At 40.7% G+C, this 23517-nt stretch carries 22 protein-coding genes; 11 read left to right on the plus strand and 11 right to left on the minus strand.

What is annotated here, in order from left to right; translation table 11 throughout:
* Positions 1-155: 155 nt before the first annotated feature.
* The 5 genes from PSE69_RS04350 to yieE form a co-directional block, all read right to left on the minus strand.
* Positions 156-944: an ABC transporter ATP-binding protein gene (locus PSE69_RS04350; protein ID WP_014656187.1), complete on the minus strand. Its 789-nt coding sequence runs from the start codon at positions 942-944 to the stop codon at positions 156-158.
* A complete protein-coding gene (locus PSE69_RS04355; protein ID WP_004920866.1) occupies positions 941-2035 on the minus strand; it encodes a FecCD family ABC transporter permease in 1095 nt (364 codons plus the stop codon). The genes PSE69_RS04350 and PSE69_RS04355 overlap by 4 nt, the downstream gene beginning before the upstream one ends.
* Before the next feature lie 18 nt (positions 2036-2053).
* Entirely contained in the window at positions 2054-3178 is a 1125-nt protein-coding gene (locus tag PSE69_RS04360; protein WP_154598944.1) for an ABC transporter substrate-binding protein, read from the minus strand.
* A 347-nt stretch (positions 3179-3525) separates the two neighbouring features.
* On the minus strand, positions 3526-5016 hold the full coding sequence (locus tag PSE69_RS04365) for an amino acid permease (protein WP_004920869.1): 1491 nt from the start codon (positions 5014-5016) through the stop codon (positions 3526-3528).
* Positions 5017-5231: 215 nt separating this feature from the next.
* The gene (yieE, locus tag PSE69_RS04370) at positions 5232-6095 is read right to left on the minus strand and encodes a DNA-binding transcriptional regulator YeiE (RefSeq protein ID WP_040133253.1); all 864 of its coding nucleotides are present in this window, start codon (positions 6093-6095) and stop codon (positions 5232-5234) included.
* A 226-nt stretch (positions 6096-6321) separates the two neighbouring features.
* Here yieE and PSE69_RS04375 point away from each other — a divergent pair, with 226 nt between their 5' ends.
* Together PSE69_RS04375 and nfo are read left to right on the plus strand one after the other, a co-directional pair.
* Positions 6322-7401 (plus strand): YeiH family protein, encoded by a 1080-nt coding sequence (locus tag PSE69_RS04375; RefSeq protein WP_121874545.1) that lies wholly within the window; start codon positions 6322-6324, stop codon positions 7399-7401.
* A 106-nt stretch (positions 7402-7507) separates the two neighbouring features.
* Positions 7508-8350: a deoxyribonuclease IV gene (nfo, locus tag PSE69_RS04380; protein ID WP_004920874.1), complete on the plus strand. Its 843-nt coding sequence runs from the start codon at positions 7508-7510 to the stop codon at positions 8348-8350.
* A 58-nt stretch (positions 8351-8408) separates the two neighbouring features.
* On the opposite strand, the gene fruK is transcribed toward nfo, so the two are convergent.
* Positions 8409-9344 (minus strand): 1-phosphofructokinase, encoded by a 936-nt coding sequence (gene fruK / locus PSE69_RS04385; RefSeq protein WP_004920877.1) that lies wholly within the window; start codon positions 9342-9344, stop codon positions 8409-8411.
* 161 nt (positions 9345-9505) lie between these two features.
* Here fruK and PSE69_RS04390 point away from each other — a divergent pair, with 161 nt between their 5' ends.
* From PSE69_RS04390 to yeiP, 3 genes are all read left to right on the plus strand, one after another.
* On the plus strand, positions 9506-9943 hold the full coding sequence (locus tag PSE69_RS04390) for a nucleotide triphosphate diphosphatase NUDT15 (RefSeq protein ID WP_004920878.1): 438 nt from the start codon (positions 9506-9508) through the stop codon (positions 9941-9943).
* Between the two features lie 165 nt (positions 9944-10108).
* Positions 10109-11359 carry a tryptophan permease gene (mtr, locus tag PSE69_RS04395; protein WP_053109893.1) on the plus strand — a complete coding sequence of 417 codons (1251 nt, stop codon included), beginning with the start codon at positions 10109-10111 and terminating at the stop codon, positions 11357-11359.
* Between the two features lie 130 nt (positions 11360-11489).
* Positions 11490-12062, plus strand: a complete 573-nt coding sequence (gene yeiP / locus PSE69_RS04400) for an elongation factor P-like protein YeiP (protein WP_004920883.1) — start codon at positions 11490-11492, stop codon at positions 12060-12062.
* A gap of 98 nt (positions 12063-12160) precedes the next feature.
* On the opposite strand, the gene PSE69_RS04405 is transcribed toward yeiP, so the two are convergent.
* The gene (locus PSE69_RS04405) at positions 12161-12508 is read right to left on the minus strand and encodes a hypothetical protein (protein ID WP_036940824.1); all 348 of its coding nucleotides are present in this window, start codon (positions 12506-12508) and stop codon (positions 12161-12163) included.
* A 324-nt stretch (positions 12509-12832) separates the two neighbouring features.
* Here PSE69_RS04405 and PSE69_RS04410 point away from each other — a divergent pair, with 324 nt between their 5' ends.
* Together PSE69_RS04410 and mepS are read left to right on the plus strand one after the other, a co-directional pair.
* The gene (locus PSE69_RS04410; protein WP_004920888.1) at positions 12833-13450 is read left to right on the plus strand and encodes a YrbL family protein; all 618 of its coding nucleotides are present in this window, start codon (positions 12833-12835) and stop codon (positions 13448-13450) included.
* A 589-nt stretch (positions 13451-14039) separates the two neighbouring features.
* A complete protein-coding gene (gene mepS / locus PSE69_RS04415) occupies positions 14040-14621 on the plus strand; it encodes a bifunctional murein DD-endopeptidase/murein LD-carboxypeptidase (protein WP_121874544.1) in 582 nt (193 codons plus the stop codon).
* Positions 14622-14707: 86 nt separating this feature from the next.
* Here the strand turns inward: mepS and PSE69_RS04420 are convergent, their stop codons facing one another.
* From PSE69_RS04420 to rsuA, 3 genes are all read right to left on the minus strand, one after another.
* On the minus strand, positions 14708-15049 hold the full coding sequence (locus PSE69_RS04420; protein ID WP_004920891.1) for a hypothetical protein: 342 nt from the start codon (positions 15047-15049) through the stop codon (positions 14708-14710).
* A gap of 678 nt (positions 15050-15727) precedes the next feature.
* The gene (locus PSE69_RS04425) at positions 15728-16915 is read right to left on the minus strand and encodes a Bcr/CflA family multidrug efflux MFS transporter (protein WP_272675047.1); all 1188 of its coding nucleotides are present in this window, start codon (positions 16913-16915) and stop codon (positions 15728-15730) included.
* A gap of 98 nt (positions 16916-17013) precedes the next feature.
* The gene (gene rsuA, locus PSE69_RS04430) at positions 17014-17718 is read right to left on the minus strand and encodes a 16S rRNA pseudouridine(516) synthase RsuA (protein WP_004920895.1); all 705 of its coding nucleotides are present in this window, start codon (positions 17716-17718) and stop codon (positions 17014-17016) included.
* A gap of 225 nt (positions 17719-17943) precedes the next feature.
* Between rsuA and PSE69_RS04435 the strand changes: the two genes are divergently transcribed.
* Both PSE69_RS04435 and rplY read left to right on the plus strand, forming a co-directional pair.
* A complete protein-coding gene (locus tag PSE69_RS04435; protein WP_121874543.1) occupies positions 17944-19704 on the plus strand; it encodes a DEAD/DEAH box helicase in 1761 nt (586 codons plus the stop codon).
* A gap of 162 nt (positions 19705-19866) precedes the next feature.
* Entirely contained in the window at positions 19867-20148 is a 282-nt protein-coding gene (gene rplY, locus PSE69_RS04440; protein WP_004920900.1) for a 50S ribosomal protein L25, read from the plus strand.
* A gap of 88 nt (positions 20149-20236) precedes the next feature.
* Here rplY and yejK read toward each other — a convergent pair whose 3' ends face one another.
* Positions 20237-21238, minus strand: coding sequence for a nucleoid-associated protein YejK (yejK, locus tag PSE69_RS04445; RefSeq protein ID WP_004920902.1), 1002 nt, complete (start codon positions 21236-21238; stop codon positions 20237-20239).
* A gap of 242 nt (positions 21239-21480) precedes the next feature.
* Here yejK and PSE69_RS04450 point away from each other — a divergent pair, with 242 nt between their 5' ends.
* Together PSE69_RS04450 and yejM are read left to right on the plus strand one after the other, a co-directional pair.
* On the plus strand, positions 21481-21708 hold the full coding sequence (locus PSE69_RS04450; protein ID WP_014656193.1) for a YejL family protein: 228 nt from the start codon (positions 21481-21483) through the stop codon (positions 21706-21708).
* Between the two features lie 22 nt (positions 21709-21730).
* Positions 21731-23449, plus strand: a complete 1719-nt coding sequence (gene yejM / locus PSE69_RS04455; protein WP_121874542.1) for an LPS biosynthesis-modulating metalloenzyme YejM — start codon at positions 21731-21733, stop codon at positions 23447-23449.
* Positions 23450-23517 lie beyond the last annotated feature (68 nt).

Raw genomic sequence — 23517 nt, forward strand, 5'->3', positions numbered from 1 at the left:
ATAAAAATTACCCATAGAAAATTTATGGTAAATACTATTTGTATATATTGAAATTTTCTATAACTAATTATCGCTAGAAAAATATAACCTTTATTCTCTTATTCAATTAATAGTGCCAATCTAAATTTCATTGACACTATTAATTTATATCAAAACTAGCTCGCTAACTTATCCACTAAGCCATCAATTAAAACTTGTGGTACCCCTTGAGAACAGCGCTCTATTCGCCCCCTAACACCGTACACATCAGCCAAGCTATCTGGCGTAATCACGGCCTCTGGTTCACCTTGAGCAATCAGTTTGCCTTTTTTTAGCATTAAAACATGTTCAGCATGTCTTAACGCAATATTGATATCATGAACCACAACCACCGTAATAATATTGCGACGCTTTGTTTCTTTCGCCACTAAATCCATAACGTGATATTGGTAATTTAAATCTAATGCACTTAATGGCTCATCTAATAACAATAAGTTTGGTTGACGAATTAATGATTGTGCCAAACCAACCAATTGCTTTTGACCACCTGATAATTGGTCTAAATAACTTAATGCTAAATGTTCAATACCTAATTGACGCAATAAATGCATCACTTCATCTTTACTATTTTCATGACTCAGACCACCCGATGCTCTTTGAGCAACGATCACTGATTCCAAGACATAAAGATGAACACCTGCTGGTAAGCTTTGAGGTAAATAGACAACATTTTGCGCACGCTGAGCAAAGTTTTGCTGTGTTAAATCCATTCCATCTAACAGCAATTGCCCTGTAGCTTTATTTAAACCAGCCAAAGAGCGCAGCAGAGTCGATTTGCCGCTTCCATTTGGCCCTAATAACACAGTGATCTGACCTCTTGGTAAAGCTTCTGTTGTCAGCCCTTCAATCACAGGGTTTTTAGGATAACCTGCATTAAAGCGATTAATAATCAGGCCATCTGTCATGACACACTACCTCTATGACGTAAAATAATACTTAAGAAGAACGGTACACCAACGAGTGAGGTCACAATACCAACAGGAATAATGACACCCGGTATAATATTTTTAGATGCAATAGATGCCATGGATAAGACTAAGGCACCAATTAATGCGCTTGCTGGCAAATAAAAGCGGTGATCTTCACCAAACATCAAGCGCGCGATATGAGGAGCAACCAGACCGATAAAGGCGATAGGCCCCACAAATGCGACTGCCAACGCTGATAAGATACTGATACGCAACAATGTGGTTAAACGTAACCGACGGACATCAATACCAAAACTGATCGCTCGGTCTTCGCCCAACCTCAGTGCAGTCAGTTTCCATGAACTCATCATCGCCAATGGGAAAATTAGAGCAAAGACGAGTGTCATCACACCGAGTTTTACCCATGTTGCTTTTGAAAGGCTCCCCATTGTCCAGAATACTAGACCTTGCAGAGTGTCCTCTGTGGCAATAAATTGCATCATTGAAACTAAAGCATTAAAGGTAAATACCAATGCGATCCCAAACAATACGACACCCGATGTTGCAACGCGCGTCCAACGGGTCACCGCATCTAACATCAGTGCAGCCAATAGTGCAAAAATAAAGGCATTCGCTGAAATTACCCACTGATCAGGCACACCAGGAATAGCAATACCGGAAACAATCGCTAATGCCGCACCGAAAGCAGCGGCATTGGAAACACCGAGGGTAAATGGACTTGCCAACGGGTTATTCAAGATAGTTTGCATCTCGGCACCAGCAAGGCCAAGTGACATGCCAATCACAACGGCCATAAGGGCATAAGGCAAACGGATATCCCAAACAATCACACGAGTTCCCGCTTCTACAGATTCAGGGGATACGATGGTTTGCCATAATTTTTCCAGCGATAAGCCGGATGGGCCTAATGTGAAATCAATAACCAATGATAATACGATTGCAGCGATGATCACGGCAATCCATGCTACCCTACGACGTAACATTTTTTGATAATGCTGCTTCACACCATTATCATTTTCTCTCACTGACGGCTTAACAGTTGATATAGACTCGGTAGTAAGACTCATTATTATTACCTACAAAATTTACTTCTCACTTACCCAATAGATGCCGGTTGGCTCAACTGCAAGAAATTGGCTATGTAATTCATTCAAGGTTTTTTGCGGGTCCAGATCAGCAAACTGCTCCGGATAGAACCATTTAGCAAATACTTGAGTCGCTAATACGTTGTAGGGAGAATTGTAATAGTTATGCCAAATTGCATAGTCTTTGCCATCTTTCACCGCTGACAAAGAGCTAATTCCTTTGCGTTCAGTAATTTTTTTCAAGCTACTTTTTGCATCTTCAACAGTGCCTTGTGCCCCTAATTGCACTCCGACATCTTTACTGCCGGGAGCTTTAGCACCTGTTGCGATATAAATTTGTGGGTCAACAGCGATAACCTTTTCTAGGTTCATATTACCCAAAGCACCGGGTAGCACATCTTTGGCGATATTTTTCCCACCCGCTAGGTCGATAAAATTCCCCATGTTCCCGTTGCCTGCGGTTCCACAACAATCTTCAAATGCACCAGCACGTAAATCAATAAACACGGTAGGCTTTTTATCTTCAGGGATTTTACTGGTGATATCAGTCACTAATTTTTGATTTTTTTCGTAAAAATCAGCATATTTTTCTGCAGTCTGTTCGCGATTTAATGCTTTCCCAAGCATACGGATACTCGGTAGCGTGTTTTGCAGTGGATTGTCTCTAAAATCAACAAACACAACAGGCACACCCGCCTTTTCTAACTGCCCTACTAACTCACTATTTTTACCGGGGCCATGACCAGAGAGGCCAAAAATCGCAATGTCTGGATTCAGTGTTAATACTTTTTCGGCACTGACACTATCAGCGCTGGTATTACCAATTAATGGAATATTATCAATTTGAGGGAACTTAGCTTTATAAGCCGCGTAAGTTTGTGGATCAAGTTTACGTAAGTCGCCTTGCCAGCCAACAATTCTATCAAGCGGTTTATCGCCTTCAAGTAAAGCAATTGCACTCAACAAACGGCCTTCACCAAGTAAGATACGATTAACATTATCAGGTACTTCAACCGTTCTACCAGCAACATCAGTAACTGTTGCAGCCAATGAGCTAATACTGATACTCATCACAGAGCCTGCAAATAATGCTAAACCTATCCCTTTTGCTAACGACTTTGCCATCAACTTCACATCAAACCTCTTATCCCCTTTATTTTGGTGCCCATAACAATAAAGCAAATAAGAATACTTATCAATACGATTGCTGATTTAATTCCATCTATGTATTGAATTGTGATCGTGGACGAAAATTTTTGTTAATCAATTGATAAATTGGCTATTTCGTCTTTAAAAAAGAAGATAACGCCAGACTCAGCATGCAAAGCATATCATGAGGAAACGACCCGATTATTCGGTTTTTCCCATTATAAAAAATGCCAATCAACGTTCGAACTGACCCCAGTTCATTGTTGATTGGCATTTTTATTTATAACTTACTGTTATTGAATATGTGTAAATAATTTAAGCAATTATTTATTCAGATTTTCACGGTAGCTTGGGAATTCCATGTCTTTATAACGAATAATTGACGTTTTTTTGGCTATTTTATAGCCAAACCAAATTGCTAAAAATAATGGAATACCAATATAAGTGGCTGTAACCCCTACCCAATCAATTTTATCTTCTAAAAACGCTTGATAGTTTTGCCCTAATGTAATCACTAAACAGAGAACAAAAGCAAAGATAGGACCAATTGGGAAGAAGCCCGAACGATAAGGTAAGTCATTAATATCCTTACCTTGCGCAATATAACCTTTACGGAAACGATAATGGCTAATTGCAATCCCCAACCAAGCAATAAACCCTGTCATACCTGAAGTATTCAGTAGCCATAAGTAGACAGTTTGGTTACCAAACATTGAACTTAGGAAGCACAGAGCAGCAATTACCGTAGTGGCAAATAGCGCATAACGCGGTACCCCACCTTTTGAGAGGCGAGCAAAAATGCGTGGTGCTTTACCTTCACGGGCTAAGGTATACAGCATACGTGTTGAGGCGTACATCCCTGAGTTACCTGCCGATAGTACCGCCGTTAAAATAACCGCATTCATTACTGCTGCTGCCGATAGCAACCCAGCATTTTCAAATACTAAGGTAAATGGGCTAACACTAATATCTTTAACATCATTGCGCAGTAGATTAGGATCTGTATATGGAATAATCAAACTAATGATCAAGATTGCAAAGATATAGAACAAAAGGATACGCCAAAATACTTTACGTACTGCTTTAGGGATATTCTTCGCAGGGTCTTGAGATTCACCCGCGGCGATACCAATCAGTTCGGTTCCTTGGAAAGAGAAGCCGACAATCATCGCCACACCAATCATGGCAGAGAAACCACCAGCAAATGGTGCATCCCCGATGGTCCAGTTATGCCATCCCGCATTTTCAGCACCACTCATGATACCAAAAATCATCAATACGCCGACAACGATGAAAATAACAACGGTTGTCACTTTAATGAGTGAGAACCAATATTCTGCCTCACCAAACCCTTTAACAGAAATATAGTTCAGTAAGAAAATGACGGCTAAAAATATTGCGCTCCAAATCCAACCTGGCGTATCAGGGAACCAGTAAGTCATGACCAGTTGCGCGGCAACCAAGTCGACAGCAATAGTTACAGCCCAGTTATACCAATAGTTCCAGCCTAATGCGAAACCAAAACCTTCATCAACATATTTAGCGCCATAGGTCGCGAAAGAACCTGACACTGGCATATAAGCCGCAAGTTCACCTAAGCTGGTCATCAAAAAATAGACCATTAAGCCGATAATTGCATAAGAAAGAAGCGCCCCGCCGGGACCTGCTTGTGCAACGGTTGCACCGGATGCAACAAAGAGGCCGGTGCCAATGGAGCCGCCAATGGCAATCATTGCAAGATGGCGAGCTTTCAACTCACGACGTAATTTGCTTTGTCCGCTACCTTGTACCGTAGTGGTTTGTTGTTCTGACATCTGTTCCCTGTTTTTCTTTATTTAATCAATATTGAAGGAATTCTAGCAAAACATCCTGTCAGAACTAAGTAACTCTTGGCAGTTATAAGATACCTTCATAATCCCAACGGAATTATTAGTAAAACACTTATATCCTATGCATCATAGTTCAAATAACAACCTTGTTGACCATTTGGGTTTATACGAACCATAAACTTTGTTAAATCAGCAACACATTACTTGCAATAATCTAATAAGTTTTTAATTGCATTAGATAAATGTTTTTGGCGGTGATAAATCAAATACAGTGTTCGCTGTAACTGTAGCCCTTCAACCTCTAGCTCTACTAACGACCCGTTCGTCAATTGCTCCTCAATAACGCGTCTTGATAAGCAACTGATCCCCATACCAAAGCGAACTGCATGCTTAATGGCCTCCGAATTACCAAGCTCCATAAAAATATGAAAACCCGGTAAATGAGCAAATAACAGCTGATCGAGCACATCTCGTGTACCTGAGCCTCTTTCACGCAGCACCCAAGGCGCATCACGTAACTCTTTTAAGGTGAGTGTTCTTCCCGCCAATGGATTACTAGGAGCCGCAAATATCACCAATTCATCTTTTAGCCATGGTTCGGTAATTAACTCGGGGCTATGGCACACGCCTTCAATAAGACCCACATCAGCGCGAAATTCCATCACCGCTTTAATAACTTCCTCTGTATTACTGATATTTAACTCTAATGGGATCGTCGGGTGGTCACGACGATACTCCGCCAGCAGTGATGGCAGCATGTAATTACCAATTGTGGTACTGGCAGCGAGACGCACCGCCCCCATCTCTTTTTTGAATAATTGTTCTACTTCCAACGCTTGTTCAAGCAACGCCAATGCCTTGGGATAGAGCAGCCGACCATGCTCATTAGTCACAAGCCGTTTGCCTACTCGATCAAACAGTTGTACTCCAAGTTGCCCTTCAAGGTCGGTCAACGACGCACTTACAGCAGATTGCGATAAAGCGAGTAATTGGGATGCTTGCGTCGTGGAGCCACTTTTTAGTACTTCCGTAAATACCTCGAGTTGCCTAAGTGTTATTCGCATACAGGTAGCCCCAACATTGTTCACTAGAGTTTGTAATAATATTGTTAATATTAACGATTTATTACCAACTTACCAGAAGAAACTTATAACCAGAAATTCAGATGGATTATATATAAACAATCAATTTAAATTATTATAGTTTTTGTTATATGCTTATTCCAAAATTATCTATACCCTGAATAAACTGCTTTTATGAAGGGTATTAGTCGTAACTAAAGGTAAAGTTATGGATAAAAGCAATACAAAAACGTTAGTACAGAGCGCACAGCACCCAGCTCTAAAACTAATTTCAGGTATTATTTTAGCGGGAGTTTTAACCGCAATTTCGATATATCTTGGAGAGCAGCAATGGTTTATTGATGTCGGTTTAGGCGCCCTGACATTGGCAATTTTATTAGGCATCATCGTCGGGAATACAATCTACCCTGCTATTAGTCATCGTTGCGATGAGGGGATCAAATTTGCCAAACACTATTTTTTACGTGCGGGGATCATACTTTATGGCTTTCGCCTAACATTCCAACAAATTACTGATGTTGGTGCCACAGGGTTGCTCATTGATGCACTTACCCTCGCATCCACTTTCTTGTTGGCCTTTTGGTTAGGTAAAAAGGTGTTTGGACTCGATGATGAAACCACTTTTTTAATCGGTGCAGGTAGCAGTATTTGCGGAGCCGCAGCGGTTATGGCGACAGAGCCTGTTGTCAAAGCCTCTGCCAGTAAAGTTGCCGTCGCCGTTTCAACGGTGGTGATTTTTGGTACTATCGCCATTTTTGTGTATCCATGGCTTTATCAACTTAATGCACATTTTGGTTGGTTCACACAGACCCAAGACACCTTTGGTATTTATATTGGCTCAACAGTGCATGAAGTCGCTCAAGTCGTCGCTATCGGTCACACTATCGGCCCTGACGCAGAGAATGCTTCCGTGATCACCAAAATGATCCGAGTGATGATGCTTGCACCCTTCTTAATTATTTTATCTGCTTATTTGAGCCGCCGCTCTGCGATCGCTAAAGGACAAACAGCCCAAAAAAGCAAAATCACGATCCCTTGGTTTGCCGTTATCTTTATTCTGGTCGCTGCGTTCAACTCGTTCAATTTGATACCGACAGAAATAGTAAAACACATTATCACGTTAGATACCGTATTGTTGGCGATGGCCATGGTTGCCCTCGGTTTAACAACTCATGTTAGTGCAATACGTCAGGCGGGGATCAAACCATTATTGATGGCGCTTATCTTATTTGTATGGCTAATCATTGGTGGTTTCGCCATCAATGCCATTATCCAGACTATCCTATAAATTCTTTGTTCATTTTTTAATTTGGCCGCATTTAATGCGGCCTTTTTGTTGATTTCATTTATTCGCCTATTAATGGCATACTTCTTCATAAAAGAAGGAGTCAAGAATGAAATATGTTGGAGCACACGTCAGCGCTTCTGGAGGCGTTGATCAAGCTGTTATTCGCGCTCATGAAATTAACGCTACGGCATTCGCGCTGTTTACCAAAAATCAGCGCCAGTGGAAAGCCCCACCTCTTAGCGAGGAGGTGATTGAAAAATTTAAGGCTAACTGTGCAAAGTACGGTTATGGTAAGCACCAAATTTTACCGCATGACAGTTACTTAATTAATTTAGGTCATCCAGAGCAAGAAGCGTTAGAAAAATCACGCATCGCATTTATTGACGAAATGCAACGCTGTGAGCAGCTTGGTATTGATCTACTCAATTTTCACCCTGGCAGCCACCTGAAAAAAATCGATATAGATGATTGCTTAGCTCGTATTGCCGAATCTATCAATATCGCCCTAAATGAAACTCAAGGCGTCATTGCCGTCATCGAAAATACGGCGGGGCAAGGTTCAAACTTAGGCTATCGTTTTGAACATTTAGCAAAAATCATTGAAGATGTAGATGATAAAAGCCGAGTAGGTGTTTGTATTGATACTTGCCACGCCTTTGCAGCAGGCTATGATTTGCGAACAGAGGAGGCTTGTGAAGAGACTTTCAAACAGTTTTCTGACATTGTTGGTTTTGAGTACCTCAAAGGTATGCACTTAAATGATGCCAAAAGTGAGTTTGCCAGCCGAGTCGACCGTCACCATAGCTTAGGGGAAGGTAATATAGGCTACACACCTTTTAGTTACATAATGAAAGACCCTCGTTTCGATGGTATCCCTCTGATCCTTGAAACCATTAATCCAGATATTTGGCCCCAAGAAATTGCTTGGCTAAAGTCACAGCAAAAATAACCAGTCACTATCTATAAAGCATAAAGGCGGCGAGTTAACCTCCTCCGCCTTTATCGTTTTACAGTGATTCCATCTCAATTTTTGCCATCATATCGGCAAGCTTATTACGATTTTTTAAGCCAACATCAGGCTGTGATACGGATAACGCTGAAATAGCCGTGGCCATACGCAATGTGTGTGCGCTAGATTCACCATTCAGTAAGCCATAAGCGAGGCCTGCAACCATTGAATCACCAGCCCCCACCGTGCTGATCACTTCACAACGAGGCGGTTTAGCTAACCAAGAGCCTGAAGCATTCACCCATAATGCCCCTTCTTCACCAAGCGAGATAACCACATGAGAAATGCCTTTATCGCGTAATTCATGTGCTGCCGCAATGACATCTTTCAATTCAGGTAACTTGCGACCCACCCACATTTCTAATTCATGGCGATTGGGTTTTACTAACCAAGGCGAGGCTTTTAACCCTGCTTTTAATGCTTCACGGCTACTGTCGAAAATGATACATGGACATAATTGACGCAAGCGGCTCATCCAACGAGTGAATTCTTCGGGATCAATCCCATTTGGTAGGCTACCACTCACCACCACCATATCAAAATGGCCTAACCAATTGAGTGACTCCGTTGAGAAACGGTTCCAATCTTCTTTACTGACTTCAAAGCCAGAAAAGTTGAAATCTGTCGATTCACCATTATCTTCTGTCAGCTTTACGTTGATCCTTGTGCGTCCTGACACCATATAAAAGCGGTTTGCCATACCATTATCACTAAAGAAGTGTTGGAATTCTTCTTGGTTATCTTTCCCCATGAAGCCGCTAACTGTGATATCAATACCAAGATCTCGTAGAACTTTCGCGACATTAACGCCTTTGCCTCCTGCATTGAGGCTAGCCGTCTTCACTAAGTTGACTTCACCGACTTCGATTGATGGACATAGCCCAACAAGATCATAGGCAGGATTTAATGTAATTGTAGCAACCCGGCGAGTCATAACCTCGAATCTCCCTTATCATTATCGTCATGTGTATGCAGCCATAGTTATACCATTAAAACACAATGGCTTCAGTGATATTTGTAGTTTTTCCTGATTGTTTTTCTGCTATAAACTGGCAGAATCGCACCGAATAGAATAAAAAAAGAAAGGAGAAGTTGATGTCTACTGTTGATGGCGTTGTCGTTGGTGTTGGCGTAATTATCACGAATTCACAAGGCCAAATTTTAATGGGCAAACGCAGCAGCAAGCACGCACCTTATTGGTCAATATTTGGGGGGCATGTCGATGCTGGGGAATCATTCGAAACCTGTGCTATTCGTGAAATAAAAGAAGAAATTGGTATTGATATTACCGCCCCAACGGTTTTTGGTATTAGTAACAATATAAATACCTATCACCAAGAAGGTAAACATACTGTCTCTATCTGCATGCATGTTGAATATAATGGCGATATCGAGCCGCAAATCATGGAAAAAGATAAGTGCGAAAGCTTGATGTGGGTATCCCCGAATGAACTCCCAGAACCCCATTTTGAGGCTAGCCGTAATGCCATTGACCTTTGGCTAAACCAACAATTTTATCATCACCCCGCTTAATCGCTTTACTCAGGTACAAATAGCTCAAGGCTATTTGTACAATAATCACCCAACCTATTATTACTACTCTTAATTTTACCTATTTGTGCTTTAATTATTGTTTACATCAACATGTCTCAACTGTATCATTAAGCTAGTACAAAGAAACATTAATCGGGAGTTTCCATGTCTGTTGATGCAGTAAAAACAAATAAGCAGCCCTCCATCTTAGGTGGGGCGATGATCATCGCGGGTACAGCCGTTGGCGCTGGTATGTTTTCAATCCCCATGGTGACCTCCGGTGTCTGGTTTACAGGCTCTATCCTACTTTTGCTGTATACCTTTTTTTGTATGCTGCTTTCAGGATTAATGATTTTAGAAGCCAATATGAATTACCCTGCTGGCGCAAGTTTTCATACCATGGTTAAAGATTTACTTGGGCCTGTATGGAACTCAATTAATGGGCTATCCATTACTTTTGTCCTTTATATTTTAACGTATGCTTATATTTCCGCGGGTAGCTCGATTATCTCGGAAAATTTATCTTCCTATATAAAAATGGACGTTCCACAAGCCGTTTCTGGATTGTTCTTCGCACTTCTGGTTGCCTTTGTTGTTTGGCTATCTACGCGTGCCGTCGACCGTTTAAGTACCATTTTAATTGGTGGTATGGTTATCACCTTTATTATGTCAGTTGGCGGTATGGTCACCACAGCCTCACCTTCGATTCTGTTTAACCAAGTCGATCAAGGCAATACACATTATTTACCTTATGCCCTCGCTGCACTGCCCTATTTGCTGACATCGTTCGGCTATCACGGTAACGTTCCTGGGCTTGTAAAATACTATAATAAAGATAGCCGTTCTGTGGTTCGTAGCCTTGTCTATGGTGCGATTATCACCGTTGCCATTTATATCTTGTGGCAGTATGCGGTCCAAGGGAATATTCCACGCTCTGCCTTTATCCAAATTCGTGAGGACGGCAATAATATTGGTGCACTGCTTAAGCAAATGAATTTGTCTACCAACAGCGATTTTATTTCGAAGTTTTTGAATTTGTTCTCGTATATGGCACTGGCAAGTTCATTCTTAGGTGTATCTTTGGGGCTGTTTGACTTTATTGCTGACTTCTTTAAATTCAACGATAGCAAACAAGGCCGTTTAAAATCTGCCTTAATCACTTTCCTGCCACCGGCTGTATTTGCCCTAGCTTTTCCTAATGGCTTTATTTATGCCATTGGCTTTGCAGGCCTCGCTGCCACTATTTGGGCAGTGATTGTGCCCGCGCTGATGGCAAGGGCAAGTCGTAAGCGTTTCCCGAATAACAGTTATAGGGCGCCTGGCGGCATTGGTATCATCCTATTTGTTATCTTGTTTGGTGTCATTAATGCCGTAGCACACATACTCTCCTTATCTGGTTTACTGCCTGTTTACTGATGATACCCTCCCCAACATCACCGTTGGGGAGATTTTTTTTATTGAAAAGTACGTTTCCTATCTTGCCTAATCGCCTATCTGCGAGTAATTTTGTCGCACTCTTTTCTGACGATAATAAAGAAGGTTATTTATGGCAAAAGCCAATGAGATCAAACGCGGGTTTGCGGTGAGTTACAACGGCAAGCTGCTCTTGGTTAAAGATATCGATATTCAGGCACCAAGCGCTCGTGGCGCCAGTACTTTATATAAAATGCGCTTTACTGATATTAAGACTGGCCAAAAAGTCGAAGAACGCTTTAAAGGTGATGATATTTTAGAAACCATCTCTTTAACTCGTCGCGCTGTTAGCTTCTCTTATATCGACGGTGATGAATATGTTTTCATGGATAATGAAGACTATACGCCTTATCTCTTTAAACGTGCAGACATTGAAGAGGAGCTGTTATTTATCCCTGAAGAGGGATTGCCTGGCATGCAGGTGCTCACGATGGATGGGCAAGTATTGGCGCTCGAACTTCCACAAACCGTTGATATGGTTATTGTAGAAACAACACCTGCAATTAAAGGTGCTTCAGCCAGTGCGCGAACAAAACCTGCAACAATGGCAACAGGCCTAACGGTTCAAGTCCCTGAATACCTCACGAGTGGTGAAAAAATTCGTATTCATATTCCTGAACGCCGCTATATGGGCCGCTGCGATTAATTAGATATATCACCTATGGGCATTAGCCCATAGGGCTTTCTTTTTCTTAAACAAATTAAACTAACTTCCTACCTAATAAACCGCTTAAGTTTTTTTATTCAGTTATATGTCAGTGTATACACACCCAACGTCTGTTCTTTATTTATCCATTTAAAGCTTTGAGTGCCTTGACTATTAGGCAATTCATGGATGCCTACTCTCAATTTTTTTAAAGACGTTTTTGTTATTTCTGGTTTACCTTTATTGCTAGACCAACATGTGGTTTCAATATGCCCATCAATTGCACCAATTTGACATGGAGGCATAACAATTGCACCGATAAAGGTAATCGTTCCACCGCCAACATAGTTTTTTTCTTTTGCTTGAACACTACCAAAAGGAAAAAAGCTAAAAATGGTTATTGCTAATAGCGCTGTCAAAGAAATTTTATTTGCTGTAAGTTTCATAAAAGTCATCCGCTTAAAATTAGGTTATCGTCATCTGCGATGAATTATTTATATCTGTAATAATTTTTTACTTTTTATTACTGAATAACCGAATCTTAATTTGAATGAATGAAACAATATTTAACTTACAGTCGTAGTTTTTTATTTTTCTCAAACTCTAAGAAATAACACATAATTAGTTAAGTTGATCACAAATTTGAGACGATCACACATATTGCAACTCCCATTAGGTTTAATCTATTAAAATTAGTACGGATATTTTTAGAAATAGAAGCCTTAACAATAATCGTTATGATCACTAATAGACTTATAACCTAATTCACTATGAAAACATTACTTTCAAAAACCATCGAATTGACGCCATCCCTCTTGATTGCAAGTGGTCGGCAACGTGCATGTTATCAGCATCCTGAGCGTGATGATTTATGTGTCAAAGTTCATCATTCAAATAGAGATGATCGAGAAACAATACGTGAAATTAAGTATTACAAACGAATTTACCGAAATAAATCATCATCAGATGCGATTGCCCATTATTATGGCATTCAAAAAACCACGTTAGGTACAGGCTACGTATTTCAGTTAATAAAAGATAAAGCGGGAAATGTATCCAATACGCTGGATTATTATTTAAAAAATAAAAATGCTTTTTTAAAACATCAAAAAAATATGAGAATTGCCTATGATATTTTTAAAAAGACTGTTTTTAAAGATGCAATAGTGACAATGGCATTAAAGCCTTACAATATTGTTTATCAATTAGGCTATAAACCCCACGGCCAATTTTTTATCATTGATAATCTAGGTTGTGCGACCTTAATTCCCGTCGACTACTTTTCATCTACAATCGCTCGAGCCACACTCACTCGTCGATTTACCGATTTTGAACAGCGAATGCTAAGAGAATATCACGTCAAACTGGCTAATATGCAAATAAACTAGTGGCAAAACGATATTGCGTTGCTTTGATCTTGCGGCGCAATATCGTATGCTTCACCATCGTATTAGATTATTCAATTTAGAAAAATTTAAACTTCTTTACAATTCAAAAAAGCCTGTAGACGCTGTTATGCTATTAAGCAAATGTTGTTTCACTCAAAGCGTGATCTAGATCGTTATTTTTACTCGATTATTTGAGTACCTAACGATAACACACACACTTTTTTAACTCTAAATGTACAAAAGATGATACACATCCATGCTTAATATAATGTTTTGTAAATTATTACCTTATTAACTCGCCATTTTGCTTTCGTTTATGTATGCTCTCTATGTTTGGCGAAATAAGTATGCAACTGCCAAACTCTAACGGTGAGTGTTTAACAGTTTGTTGTTATGTTGACATAACAGATGTGTCGCCAACGCAGCAAATCGTCGTTTTGCTCATATACAAGTTTTAGTTGTTCTGTATTAAACGCTTTCTGTGAAAAGCCAGTGTCGCATTTTGTAAAATGCGCTTTTCACAGGGATAAGTTTACGTTTGTTGTGTGGAAAAAAACACAATAAGAAATGGCAAGGGATATTAACAATAATGGCAACATCTGAAAAATTTAAGCGCAACATTTTTCGCATCATACCAGCAATAGCAATTGCCGCGACACTGTCAGCTTGTACTGCCCCTGATTCTTCAAGAAATGCTCAACGTACCACTCATTCTGAACCACGTATGTTAAATGGTTCTTCCGATTCGTTAGCAATGGCTTCTCAAGATGAGTTCGAACAACTCGTTCAAAGCGTCGATACCAAATCGAAGATCATGAATCAATATGCAAATTGGAAAGGTGTGAGATATCGTCTTGGCGGTACAACAAAAAGTGGTATTGATTGTTCAAGCTTTGTGCAACGTACCTTTATTGAACAATTTGGTGTTGCCTTACCACGTACGACCTCAGAGCAAGAGTCTTCCGGTAAGAGTGTTAACCGTAACAATTTAAAAGCAGGTGACTTGGTTCTCTTTAAAACCGGTCGCCGCATGAAGCATGTTGGTATCTATATTGGTGACAATAAGTTTGTTCACGCCTCTACCAGCAGTGGTGTTATCGTATCAGAAATGACTAATGAGTATTGGAGCAAACGGTACTACGCTGGTCGCCGCATCATTAATGGTTCATAACCGATAATACCTTTTTAAATTCCTTGCCAATAAAAAAGCTTCCAAGTTAAAAACTGGAAGCTTTTTTATTGCGTTCAATAGCGATGTTAGGATGAATAAAAACCTGACTCAAGCTCCGCGATAGCAACACCAGCCGCCTTTAAGCGGCACATGGCGGCAAGTTCATCACTAGCATGAATAAAGAGGCAAATTTCTTTTTGCCATTCTAAAATCGCACTTTCAATTTGCAATTCAGACAATGATTCTGACAACTGCTTCATTGCAATGCAATCTGTAGCACAGTCATGGCTGAGTAATTTCAGCCCCACAAGTTTATCGCTATCGAAGTCATCTGTAGGTACGACTTCAACGTCCGTGCCTATTTTCCCAGATAACCAGCGGTAACTTTGCGGCAGCCTGTGCACAACCGAAAGACCTGATTTTTCCACAACAAATTCCTATTGCTACCTAAACCATCATAGTGTTCGTTGAACGAAGGCTATTTACTTAATCAACGCTTCGCTGAGGCTGCCTTTATGGCGAGATACCTACGAGCCTTAAGCTTTGACTCTCCCTCCTCTAAATAAATGTTTAGAGGTCAGTAAACGATATCAAACTTCGTTCAAACCGAATTCGCGACAAAGCCCAAAAGTAACGGGTTTGTTAAATATACATACCTAAATATAACATTAAACATTACTCGTGTCGTTAAATTTTTGTGACATAAATCCTTGCATGCACATTTTTTTACTATGAATGTTAAATTTTAAATTTTTTTTGATCTTAAAACTCAACACCGAGACTAACTATTAGTCATTTTTTTTACATTATTAAACGGGCATTAATAATAAGCTGAGTAATTTTGAAGAAAACTCACTAACTCCACCAACTTATGACTTAACTGCAATTACCTGAGTTTAATACACAAATTTAACAAATCACTATCAAATGATTATTGATTTAGATCATTTTTATTCATACTTTCCAATTTTACTGGCAAAAAATTCGGTTTTACCGAGTAATTAATTTTTGCTTAACACTATATAAAAAGAGATGGTCACGAAATGAAATAAGTACGAAGGAAACCACTGTTTCATCCATGAAACAGCCAGTCTTATTGGATTAATTTATTTTTTGGCGCGTTTCGCCAATAAAACAAATAGCATTGAGCAAGCCACGCACGCAACCATAGAGCCAACCATCGGCCATGCTGACTTAGCGGGGATCATCGATAGTAAAGTTCCTATCAAAGCCCCAATGGAAAAACGGATTGTTCCCGCTAATGAGGAAACCGTACCTGCAATATGTGGATAATTATCTAAAATTACCGCCATTGCATTTGAGGTTATCATTGCAATCCCACTGACATAAATCGCCACACCAAGCACCAGAGCCCAGAAGCCAACATCCATTGCCGTAGTCGCCAGTAACCAAATTCCCATGGTGAATTGGACAATGATCCCTAGGTAGAGCATGCGCTCTGCCCCAAAGCGCCTAACATAACGACCATTAAATGTGGTCATAATGAATAAGAAAATAATATTAATACCAAAAAAGTAACCAAAATTTTCTGGCGCCACGCCATTCAGTTCAATATAAACAAACGGGCTCGCATTCAAAAATGAAAACATTCCCGCAAATGAAAATGAACTCGCTAAAATATAAAACAGCACTTTTTTGGCACGAAAAAGGGTTGCAAACTGCCTTAATGTATTACCTAAATGAAAGGGTTGCCGTTTCTCAACAGGTAACGTTTCACGTATAAATAAACTCACTAAAATAACCGCAATCACGGCCGCTATCGAAATACTCCAAAAAATGGCATGCCATGAGAACCATAACATCACCTTGCCACCTAAAATCGGTGCCAATAGTGGAGCTATTGTCATCACTAAAACAACAAATGACATACTGCGTGAAAACTCATCACGCGTAAACATATCCCTCATTAATGCGTTGATCACAACACTAGCCGCCGCAGCAGCAAAACCATGTAGGAAGCGAAACAAGATGAGTGATTCGATTGATTCAGAAAGCGCACATGCTGCTGAGGCGATGGCAAATACGATGACGCCGCCTAAAATCACAGGCTTACGACCCAGACTATCGGCCATTGGACCATAAAATAGCTGCCCAATTGCAAAGCCAAAAATATAGCTATTAAGCGTCATCTGGATACGCCCTTCATCGACATTGAAGTACTCACCCATCACTAAAAAGCTAGGTAAATACATATCAATGGCTAAAGGCATAAGCATTGATAATAAGCCTAATATTAATATCAACCCTATGTAGGATGATTTTTGCTGTTGCACTCTTTAAACTCCTATCTCGCTCTCGCCTGATACGACACACCTTAAAGATATGTCGCACACCAGAAACGATTTTATTTATTTTTATTAATAATTTATCGTTAGCGCGGAACGATAACGCTGTTGATTTCGTCTTCAGTTAACTCACGATACTCGCCGGGAGCAAGATCATCATCGAGCCAAATATCACCAATACGCTCGCGGTGTAGCCCACAAACATGATTTCCTACTGCTGCAAACATTCTTTTTACTTGGTGATAGCGCCCTTCGCTGATGGTCAATAGCACTTCTTTTGGAGAGATGACCTCCAACTGAGCTGGCTTGGTTGGATATTTTTCGCCATTTAGCATGACGCCTTCGGCAAAGCGTTTTGCAACATCGTCAGCAATGTCGTTTTCTAACTCAACTCGATACGTTTTTTCGCAGTGGTGCTTGGGAGAGGTTATGCGATGTGACCACTGACCATCATCGGTTAGCAATACTAACCCTGTGGTATCAATATCAAGGCGCCCTGCTGAGTGCAATTTGTCTGCCAGCGGCTCATCAATAAAATAGAGAATGGTGGGATGTGCAGGATCGTCTGTTGAGCAAACATAGCCTTGAGGCTTATGCAACATAAAATAACGCGGGCCTGTAACATGCACTAAAACACTGCCTTCATAAGCGACAACTTGTTCAGGGCTGACTTGTACCGCACCTGATTTGACAATTTCATCATCTACAGTGACTTTTCCGGCACGCAGCTCTCGCGCCACTAGGCTCCGGCTAATCCCTAATTGCTGGGACAAAAACTTATCCAGTCGCATAAACACTCTTAATTTGATGGAATAGTAACTTAGTGCCTAAAGACAACTAAGTTGTTAGAAATAAAATTGAAAGGTTATTGTGATTGTGCTCACATCTTTTATTATATCAATAACTAACTACAAGTGATAGCGTCTCAAAATTAACACGTGTTTTTAGCTCAACCCATTGTGTTAACCTAAATTTTACATTAAGCGACTCACTATTTTTAATTAATACTGAATAATATGCCTTTTGTCCTTCGTCCCTATCAACAAGAAGCTGTCGATGCGACCGTTCGTTATTTTCGCCAACACACGCAACCTGCCGTGATTGTGCTACCAACGGGAGCAGGAAAAAGCTTGGTCATTGCCGAACTTGCTCGCTTAGCTCGAGGAAGAGTATTGGTTCTTGCTCACGTCAAAGAATTAGTAGAACAAAACCATGCAAAATATATCGCTTATGGCCTTGAGGCTGATATTTTCGCTGCTGGCTTAAATCGCAAACAATCCCAAAGCAAAGTCGTCTTTGGCAGCGTACAATCCGTTGCGCGAAACTTAGACAGTTTTAATGATAATTTCTCCTTAATTATCATTGATGAATGTCATCGTATTAGCGCGAATGAGAAAAGCCAATATCAACAAATTATCAATAACCTTAGTCAGTACAACCCTGCATTGAAGATCCTAGGTTTAACCGCCACTCCCTATCGACTCGGTTCAGGATGGATCTATCAATATCATTATCACGGCATGATAAGAGGCGATGAGAACTGCTTTTTTCATGAATGTATTTATGAGTTACCTTTGCATTACATGATTAAAAATCATTTCTTAGTCACCCCCGAACGCCTTGATATGCCAGTATTACAGTATGACTTTAGCCAAGTTTCTCTCAGTTCCGCCGGCATTTTTAATGAACAAGAATTAAACCTTTCTATTAAGAAACAAAAACGTATTACACCTAAAATTGTCGCTCAAATTGTTGAATACGCCTTACCGCGGCAAGGTTGTATGATCTTTGCCGCTACCGTTGAACACGCAAAAGAAATTTTCGGCTATTTACCTGAACAGACCGCCGCCTTAGTTACCGCCGAGACGCCCGCGATAGAGCGAGAGGTTATTATTCAGCAGTTTAAGCAGAAAAAGCTGCATTTTTTAGTCAACGTTTCTGTTCTGACAACAGGGTTTGATGCCCCGCATGTCGATGTTATTGCCATTCTACGCCCAACAGAATCTGTTAGTTTATACCAGCAAATTGTAGGCCGAGGCTTGCGCCTTTCACCGGGAAAAACCGAGTGCCTGATCTTAGACTATGCAGGGAATCCTCACGACCTCTTTCGCCCTGAAGTAGGTTCAACTAAGCCTAACACCAACAGTGTTCCCGTTCAGGTATTCTGCCCTCTTTGTCAGTTTGCTAATACTTTTTGGGGAAAATGCACCGAAGATGGGCAAATTATCGAGCATTATGGTCGCCGCTGCCAAGGCTGGGAAGAGAATGAATTAGGTCAAAAGCAGCAATGTGAGTACCGTTTTCGTTTTAAACAATGTCCTCATTGTGGTGCAGAAAACGATATTGCCGCTCGCCGCTGCCAAAAATGCGATGGGGTATTATCTGATCCTGACGATATGCTAAAAGCGGCTTTGAAATTAAAAGATGCGTTGATCTTACGTTGCGGCGGCATGGCACTAACCAATGGTGCTGATAACAAAGGTGAATGGCTAAAAATCACGTACTATGATGAAGATGGCACCTCCGTTTCGGAACGCTTTCGTTTGCATACGCAGGCGCAACGCCGTGCTTTTGAATACCATTTCTTGCGGGAACATTTCCGTGCGCCAGGCGTTCCTTTTCATTGGTCTTCGGCTAATGACATTATCTCTCAGCAGGCTTTATTACGTTATCCTCAATTTATAGTGGCTCGTAAGAAGGAAAGTTATTGGGAGATCCGCCAAAAAATATTTGATTATCAAGGGCGTTTTCGAGTTGCCGACCAACTCTACTCCTGATATTGATTAGATTATGATTGCTGTAAAGACGGTTTTCCGTTAAAATGCCGCCCGCTTGGATGTTTCGCGTCAGCGAATTACACATCAACAAGCCAAATCTCGAACCTGCTGCTGGGTCGCCTGTAGCAGGATTTTATTTTTTTCTTGTATAGAGAAATAGTAATGTTAACTATTAATGCAATTGCACGTAAAGAGCAGGGTAAGGGTGCGAGCCGCCGCCTGCGCAGAGCAAACCAGCTTCCAGCTATCGTTTACGGTGGCAACCAAGAAGCTATCTCTGTTACTCTTAACCATGATGAAGTGATTAACCAAGAAGGCAAAGCAGAATTTTATGAAGTTCTGAGCCTGGTTATCGATGGTAAAGAAACTAAAGTCAAAGTTCAGGCAATTCAACGTCACCCATTCAAGCCAAAAGTGACGCACATTGACTTCCTGCGCGTTTAATTAAAGCCACAAGCCGAGCTTTAGAATTTATCGGGACGCCGAGTAAATAACGCCGCAATTGCGGCGTTATTTATTTTTAGTGGTTACCTTATTTGCCACTACGACGTTGCAGTTGATCCCGCAAATTTGGCGGAGTGCCTCGAATCGTTAATGTATCTGTGACTGGATCCCAAAAAATACGCTCTCCCATCAGTAATGCATCAAAACTGATCGTTATTCCACCACCACTACCAGAAAACTTGGTCAGTTGCTTTAACGTACCTCTATCTGCGGGAAAGCTATCTTCTAATTGATAATCATTTTGGCGAGCAAAATCACTGAAGCTTTGTTCCTCAACTACCGGCAGCTCATTCGATAGCGCTTGTAATTCAATTTCTTCCCCTGATTGCAACTGCTCAGTACAATAATTATGGACTTGCTGACGATACGCTTGACGCGTATTTTTATCCATCTGAGCATTATCACAAAAATCATCTAGCGCTTGTACTAAGCCTTTATTTTGAGCTTTTGCATTTAGACCTTCTGACGCCGCTAAAAAGTCCATAAAAAAGTCAGAGACTTTGCGCCCTACTCTCCCTTTTAAAAAGGTCAAGTAACGGGTTGACTCTGGGTTCGTTTCCCACTCAGTTAAATCAATACGCGCTACAATATCTGCATGAGGGATATCCAGATAATGTGTCGTCGATAAATCGAGGTTATCTGTCACGAACATACTGTCACAGCTGCTTAATACCGCGATTAATAAATATTCAACCGCGAGGTAGCGATATTGACAAAAGAGCACCACGCCCCCTTCAGCAAAGGGATATTTTGCCAATTCATCTTTTAAGCGCACGGTCATTGCACGGCTAAAACCGAGAAACTCCTCTTCACCTTTGCGCAATAATTTCAATGCGTCCGCCAGCTCACTCTCTTCGTTAAACTCGCCAAACGCTTTGCTCTTCGCACTGTATACTCGGTGTAATTCTGCCATCATGTCTTGCACAACGTTATCGGTTGACAACAGAGAATCACGTAACATCACTTCGAGTGTTTGTTCATCGCGTTTGATCAACTGATGTAAAGCTATCTGGGTAATTTCCAGACTCATTGTAGGCTCCTTGTTCAAGCAGAAATATTGTCGCGCGTATTCAAACACCGATGCTATTTATCTGCAACTGAAACCGTCATCTCTACCTATTTTTACTTAGCAAAATTGAACTAATACTCATTCAAATTATCTTAATAAGCATTATTCTCACTTGAATATAAATTTCTTGCGAAGAATGAAGAAAAACATCCCGCTATACGCTATCATAGGTGAGCTTTAACTAATTTAGGATGTCGAAATTTATGCCACAGTCATCTCGCTATAGTGATGAAAAAGTTGAAACTTTGCTTGCTGAACTTGTCAGCGTGTTAGAAAAAAACCATACTCCTGTAGATCTTTCACTTATGGTGTTAGGCAATATGGTGACCAATCTGCTTAATACGTCTGTTGCGCCAACTCAACGTAAAATGATTGCAGACTCTTTCGCCAACGCTTTGTTGTCTTCTGTTAAAGAAGATCAATCTCACTAAATAGACTAATGAAATAAACAGTATGGTGACCCAGCAGCGCTACCGTGACAAAGTCTCCCAAATGATAAGTTGGGGGCACTGGTTTGCACTTTTCAATATACTGCTTAGCCTTGGGCTAAGCAGTAGCTATCTGTTTATTTTCGATTGGCCTGATACGCTAGCTGGGCGTATTTTTGCCTTCGTCAGTTGGATTGGCCATTTTAGCTTTGTCGTTTTTGCTTGCTACTTGCTCATTGTCTTTCCTCTGACCTTTATTGTGATGTCTCAGCGGCTGCTGAGGCTGATTTGTGTTGCCCTTGCCACCGTTGGCACCACATTATTACTCTTTGATATTCGGGTATTTAGCCAATTTGGCCTACACCTAACGCCACAAGTTTGGGATCTTGTCATCAACCCTGACAAAGGTGAAATGGCTCGCGAGTGGCAACTCATGTTTATCACCATCCCAATTATCTTTCTCGTTCAAATGCTATTTGCAACGTGGAGTTGGCAAAAGTTACGCAGTTTGAACAGGCAAACTTTTGGTAAGCCACTTGCGGGGATATTTATTGCGACCTTTATTATGTCGCACCTAATGTATGCATGGTCTGATGCTAATTTCTATCGCCCCATTACCATGCAGCGTTATAATTACCCGCTGTCACAACCTATGACGGCAAGGAAACTGCTTGATAAATACGGTCTGCTGGACTTATCAGAACATCAAAATCGTGTTTTCCAACAAGGTAGCCCTACTGCACTAAAAATCCAGTATCCATTAAAACCGCTCAGCTACTATGACCAAGGTATGGGTTATAACCTGCTGTTAGTTGTTGTTGATGATTTAGGCAATAAAACACAGCAAAATAGCATGTCATCGCTGAAATCATTTAAAGAGATGAGTACCGAATTCACCAACCACTATACGACGGGTTTACGTAACGATACTGCTCTCTTTGGCCTATTTTATGGTATCTCATCCAGCTATTTTGATAATATTCTTAATGAGCGGTATGCCTCTGTGCTTATCCAAGCATTGCAGAAACAAGGGTATCAATTCGGCCTATTCTCTACCGATGGCTTTAATTCCCCGCTTTTCCGTCAAGCTATCTTGGCCGATTATTCATTACCTGCAAAAGCGGCTGATAGTGATACACAAACAATTTCTCAGTGGGATTCCTGGTTAAAAGGTTTAAAAAATGAATCGCCTTGGTTCTCCTTCTTAAATATTAAAGGTAAACCGGGAAGTAACCAGACGGATCAACAAATCAATCAAGTAATAGAGTCACTGATACGTGATGGTCGCTTGAAAAATACGATTGTTATTATTACAGCAAATTATAATAATGCTGAACAATCTGACACGACAAACTGGTTTAGTAATAAACGTTTTGAGCGGGAAAAAATGCAGGTTCCACTGCTTATCTATTGGCCTAATACACCGAGTCAACAAATTGATAAGCTGACAAGCCACCAAGACGTATTGACGACGATTATGCAACGGTTACTGCATGTGTCTAACTCGCCTGAGGATTATAGCCAAGGGGAAGATTTATTTAGCCCAGAACGTAAATACCCGTGGGTTATTACCGGCGATGACAATGATGTAGTGATCACGACCAATAGTGCGACCCTATATATGGATCATAACGGTCAATTTAGTATCTATGACCTGCAAGGTCGAGAAGTTAAAGACCAAAAACCTGATCTTGCACAGTTATTGAAGATTTTCACAGAGCTTAAGCGTTTTAATGAAAATTAACGTTTAAAAATCAATCAGTCGTGCAATCAATGTCTTGCTTTCATGGGGAAAATGAGTAGTATTAATCG

The sequence above is a fragment of the Providencia sp. PROV122 genome (assembly GCF_028482365.1).
Lineage (GTDB): Bacteria > Pseudomonadota > Gammaproteobacteria > Enterobacterales > Enterobacteriaceae > Providencia > Providencia stuartii.

Coding starts and splice junctions, on each gene's coding strand:
- PSE69_RS04355 (WP_004920866.1), bottom strand. CDS start 2,035: ATGAGTCTTACTACCGAGTCTATATCAACTGTTAAGCCGTCAGTGAGA.
- yejM (WP_121874542.1), top strand. CDS start 21,731: ATGGTGACCCAGCAGCGCTACCGTGACAAAGTCTCCCAAATGATAAGT.
- PSE69_RS04410 (WP_004920888.1), top strand. CDS start 12,833: ATGAAAACATTACTTTCAAAAACCATCGAATTGACGCCATCCCTCTTG.
- mtr (WP_053109893.1), top strand. CDS start 10,109: ATGTCTGTTGATGCAGTAAAAACAAATAAGCAGCCCTCCATCTTAGGT.
- PSE69_RS04450 (WP_014656193.1), top strand. CDS start 21,481: ATGCCACAGTCATCTCGCTATAGTGATGAAAAAGTTGAAACTTTGCTT.
- mepS (WP_121874544.1), top strand. CDS start 14,040: ATGGCAACATCTGAAAAATTTAAGCGCAACATTTTTCGCATCATACCA.
- PSE69_RS04390 (WP_004920878.1), top strand. CDS start 9,506: ATGTCTACTGTTGATGGCGTTGTCGTTGGTGTTGGCGTAATTATCACG.
- PSE69_RS04350 (WP_014656187.1), bottom strand. CDS start 944: ATGACAGATGGCCTGATTATTAATCGCTTTAATGCAGGTTATCCTAAA.
- PSE69_RS04375 (WP_121874545.1), top strand. CDS start 6,322: ATGGATAAAAGCAATACAAAAACGTTAGTACAGAGCGCACAGCACCCA.
- yeiP (WP_004920883.1), top strand. CDS start 11,490: ATGGCAAAAGCCAATGAGATCAAACGCGGGTTTGCGGTGAGTTACAAC.
- fruK (WP_004920877.1), bottom strand. CDS start 9,344: ATGACTCGCCGGGTTGCTACAATTACATTAAATCCTGCCTATGATCTT.
- rplY (WP_004920900.1), top strand. CDS start 19,867: ATGTTAACTATTAATGCAATTGCACGTAAAGAGCAGGGTAAGGGTGCG.
- rsuA (WP_004920895.1), bottom strand. CDS start 17,718: ATGCGACTGGATAAGTTTTTGTCCCAGCAATTAGGGATTAGCCGGAGC.
- nfo (WP_004920874.1), top strand. CDS start 7,508: ATGAAATATGTTGGAGCACACGTCAGCGCTTCTGGAGGCGTTGATCAA.
- PSE69_RS04435 (WP_121874543.1), top strand. CDS start 17,944: ATGCCTTTTGTCCTTCGTCCCTATCAACAAGAAGCTGTCGATGCGACC.
- PSE69_RS04365 (WP_004920869.1), bottom strand. CDS start 5,016: ATGTCAGAACAACAAACCACTACGGTACAAGGTAGCGGACAAAGCAAA.
- yieE (WP_040133253.1), bottom strand. CDS start 6,095: ATGCGAATAACACTTAGGCAACTCGAGGTATTTACGGAAGTACTAAAA.
- PSE69_RS04360 (WP_154598944.1), bottom strand. CDS start 3,178: ATGGCAAAGTCGTTAGCAAAAGGGATAGGTTTAGCATTATTTGCAGGC.
- PSE69_RS04405 (WP_036940824.1), bottom strand. CDS start 12,508: ATGAAACTTACAGCAAATAAAATTTCTTTGACAGCGCTATTAGCAATA.
- yejK (WP_004920902.1), bottom strand. CDS start 21,238: ATGAGTCTGGAAATTACCCAGATAGCTTTACATCAGTTGATCAAACGC.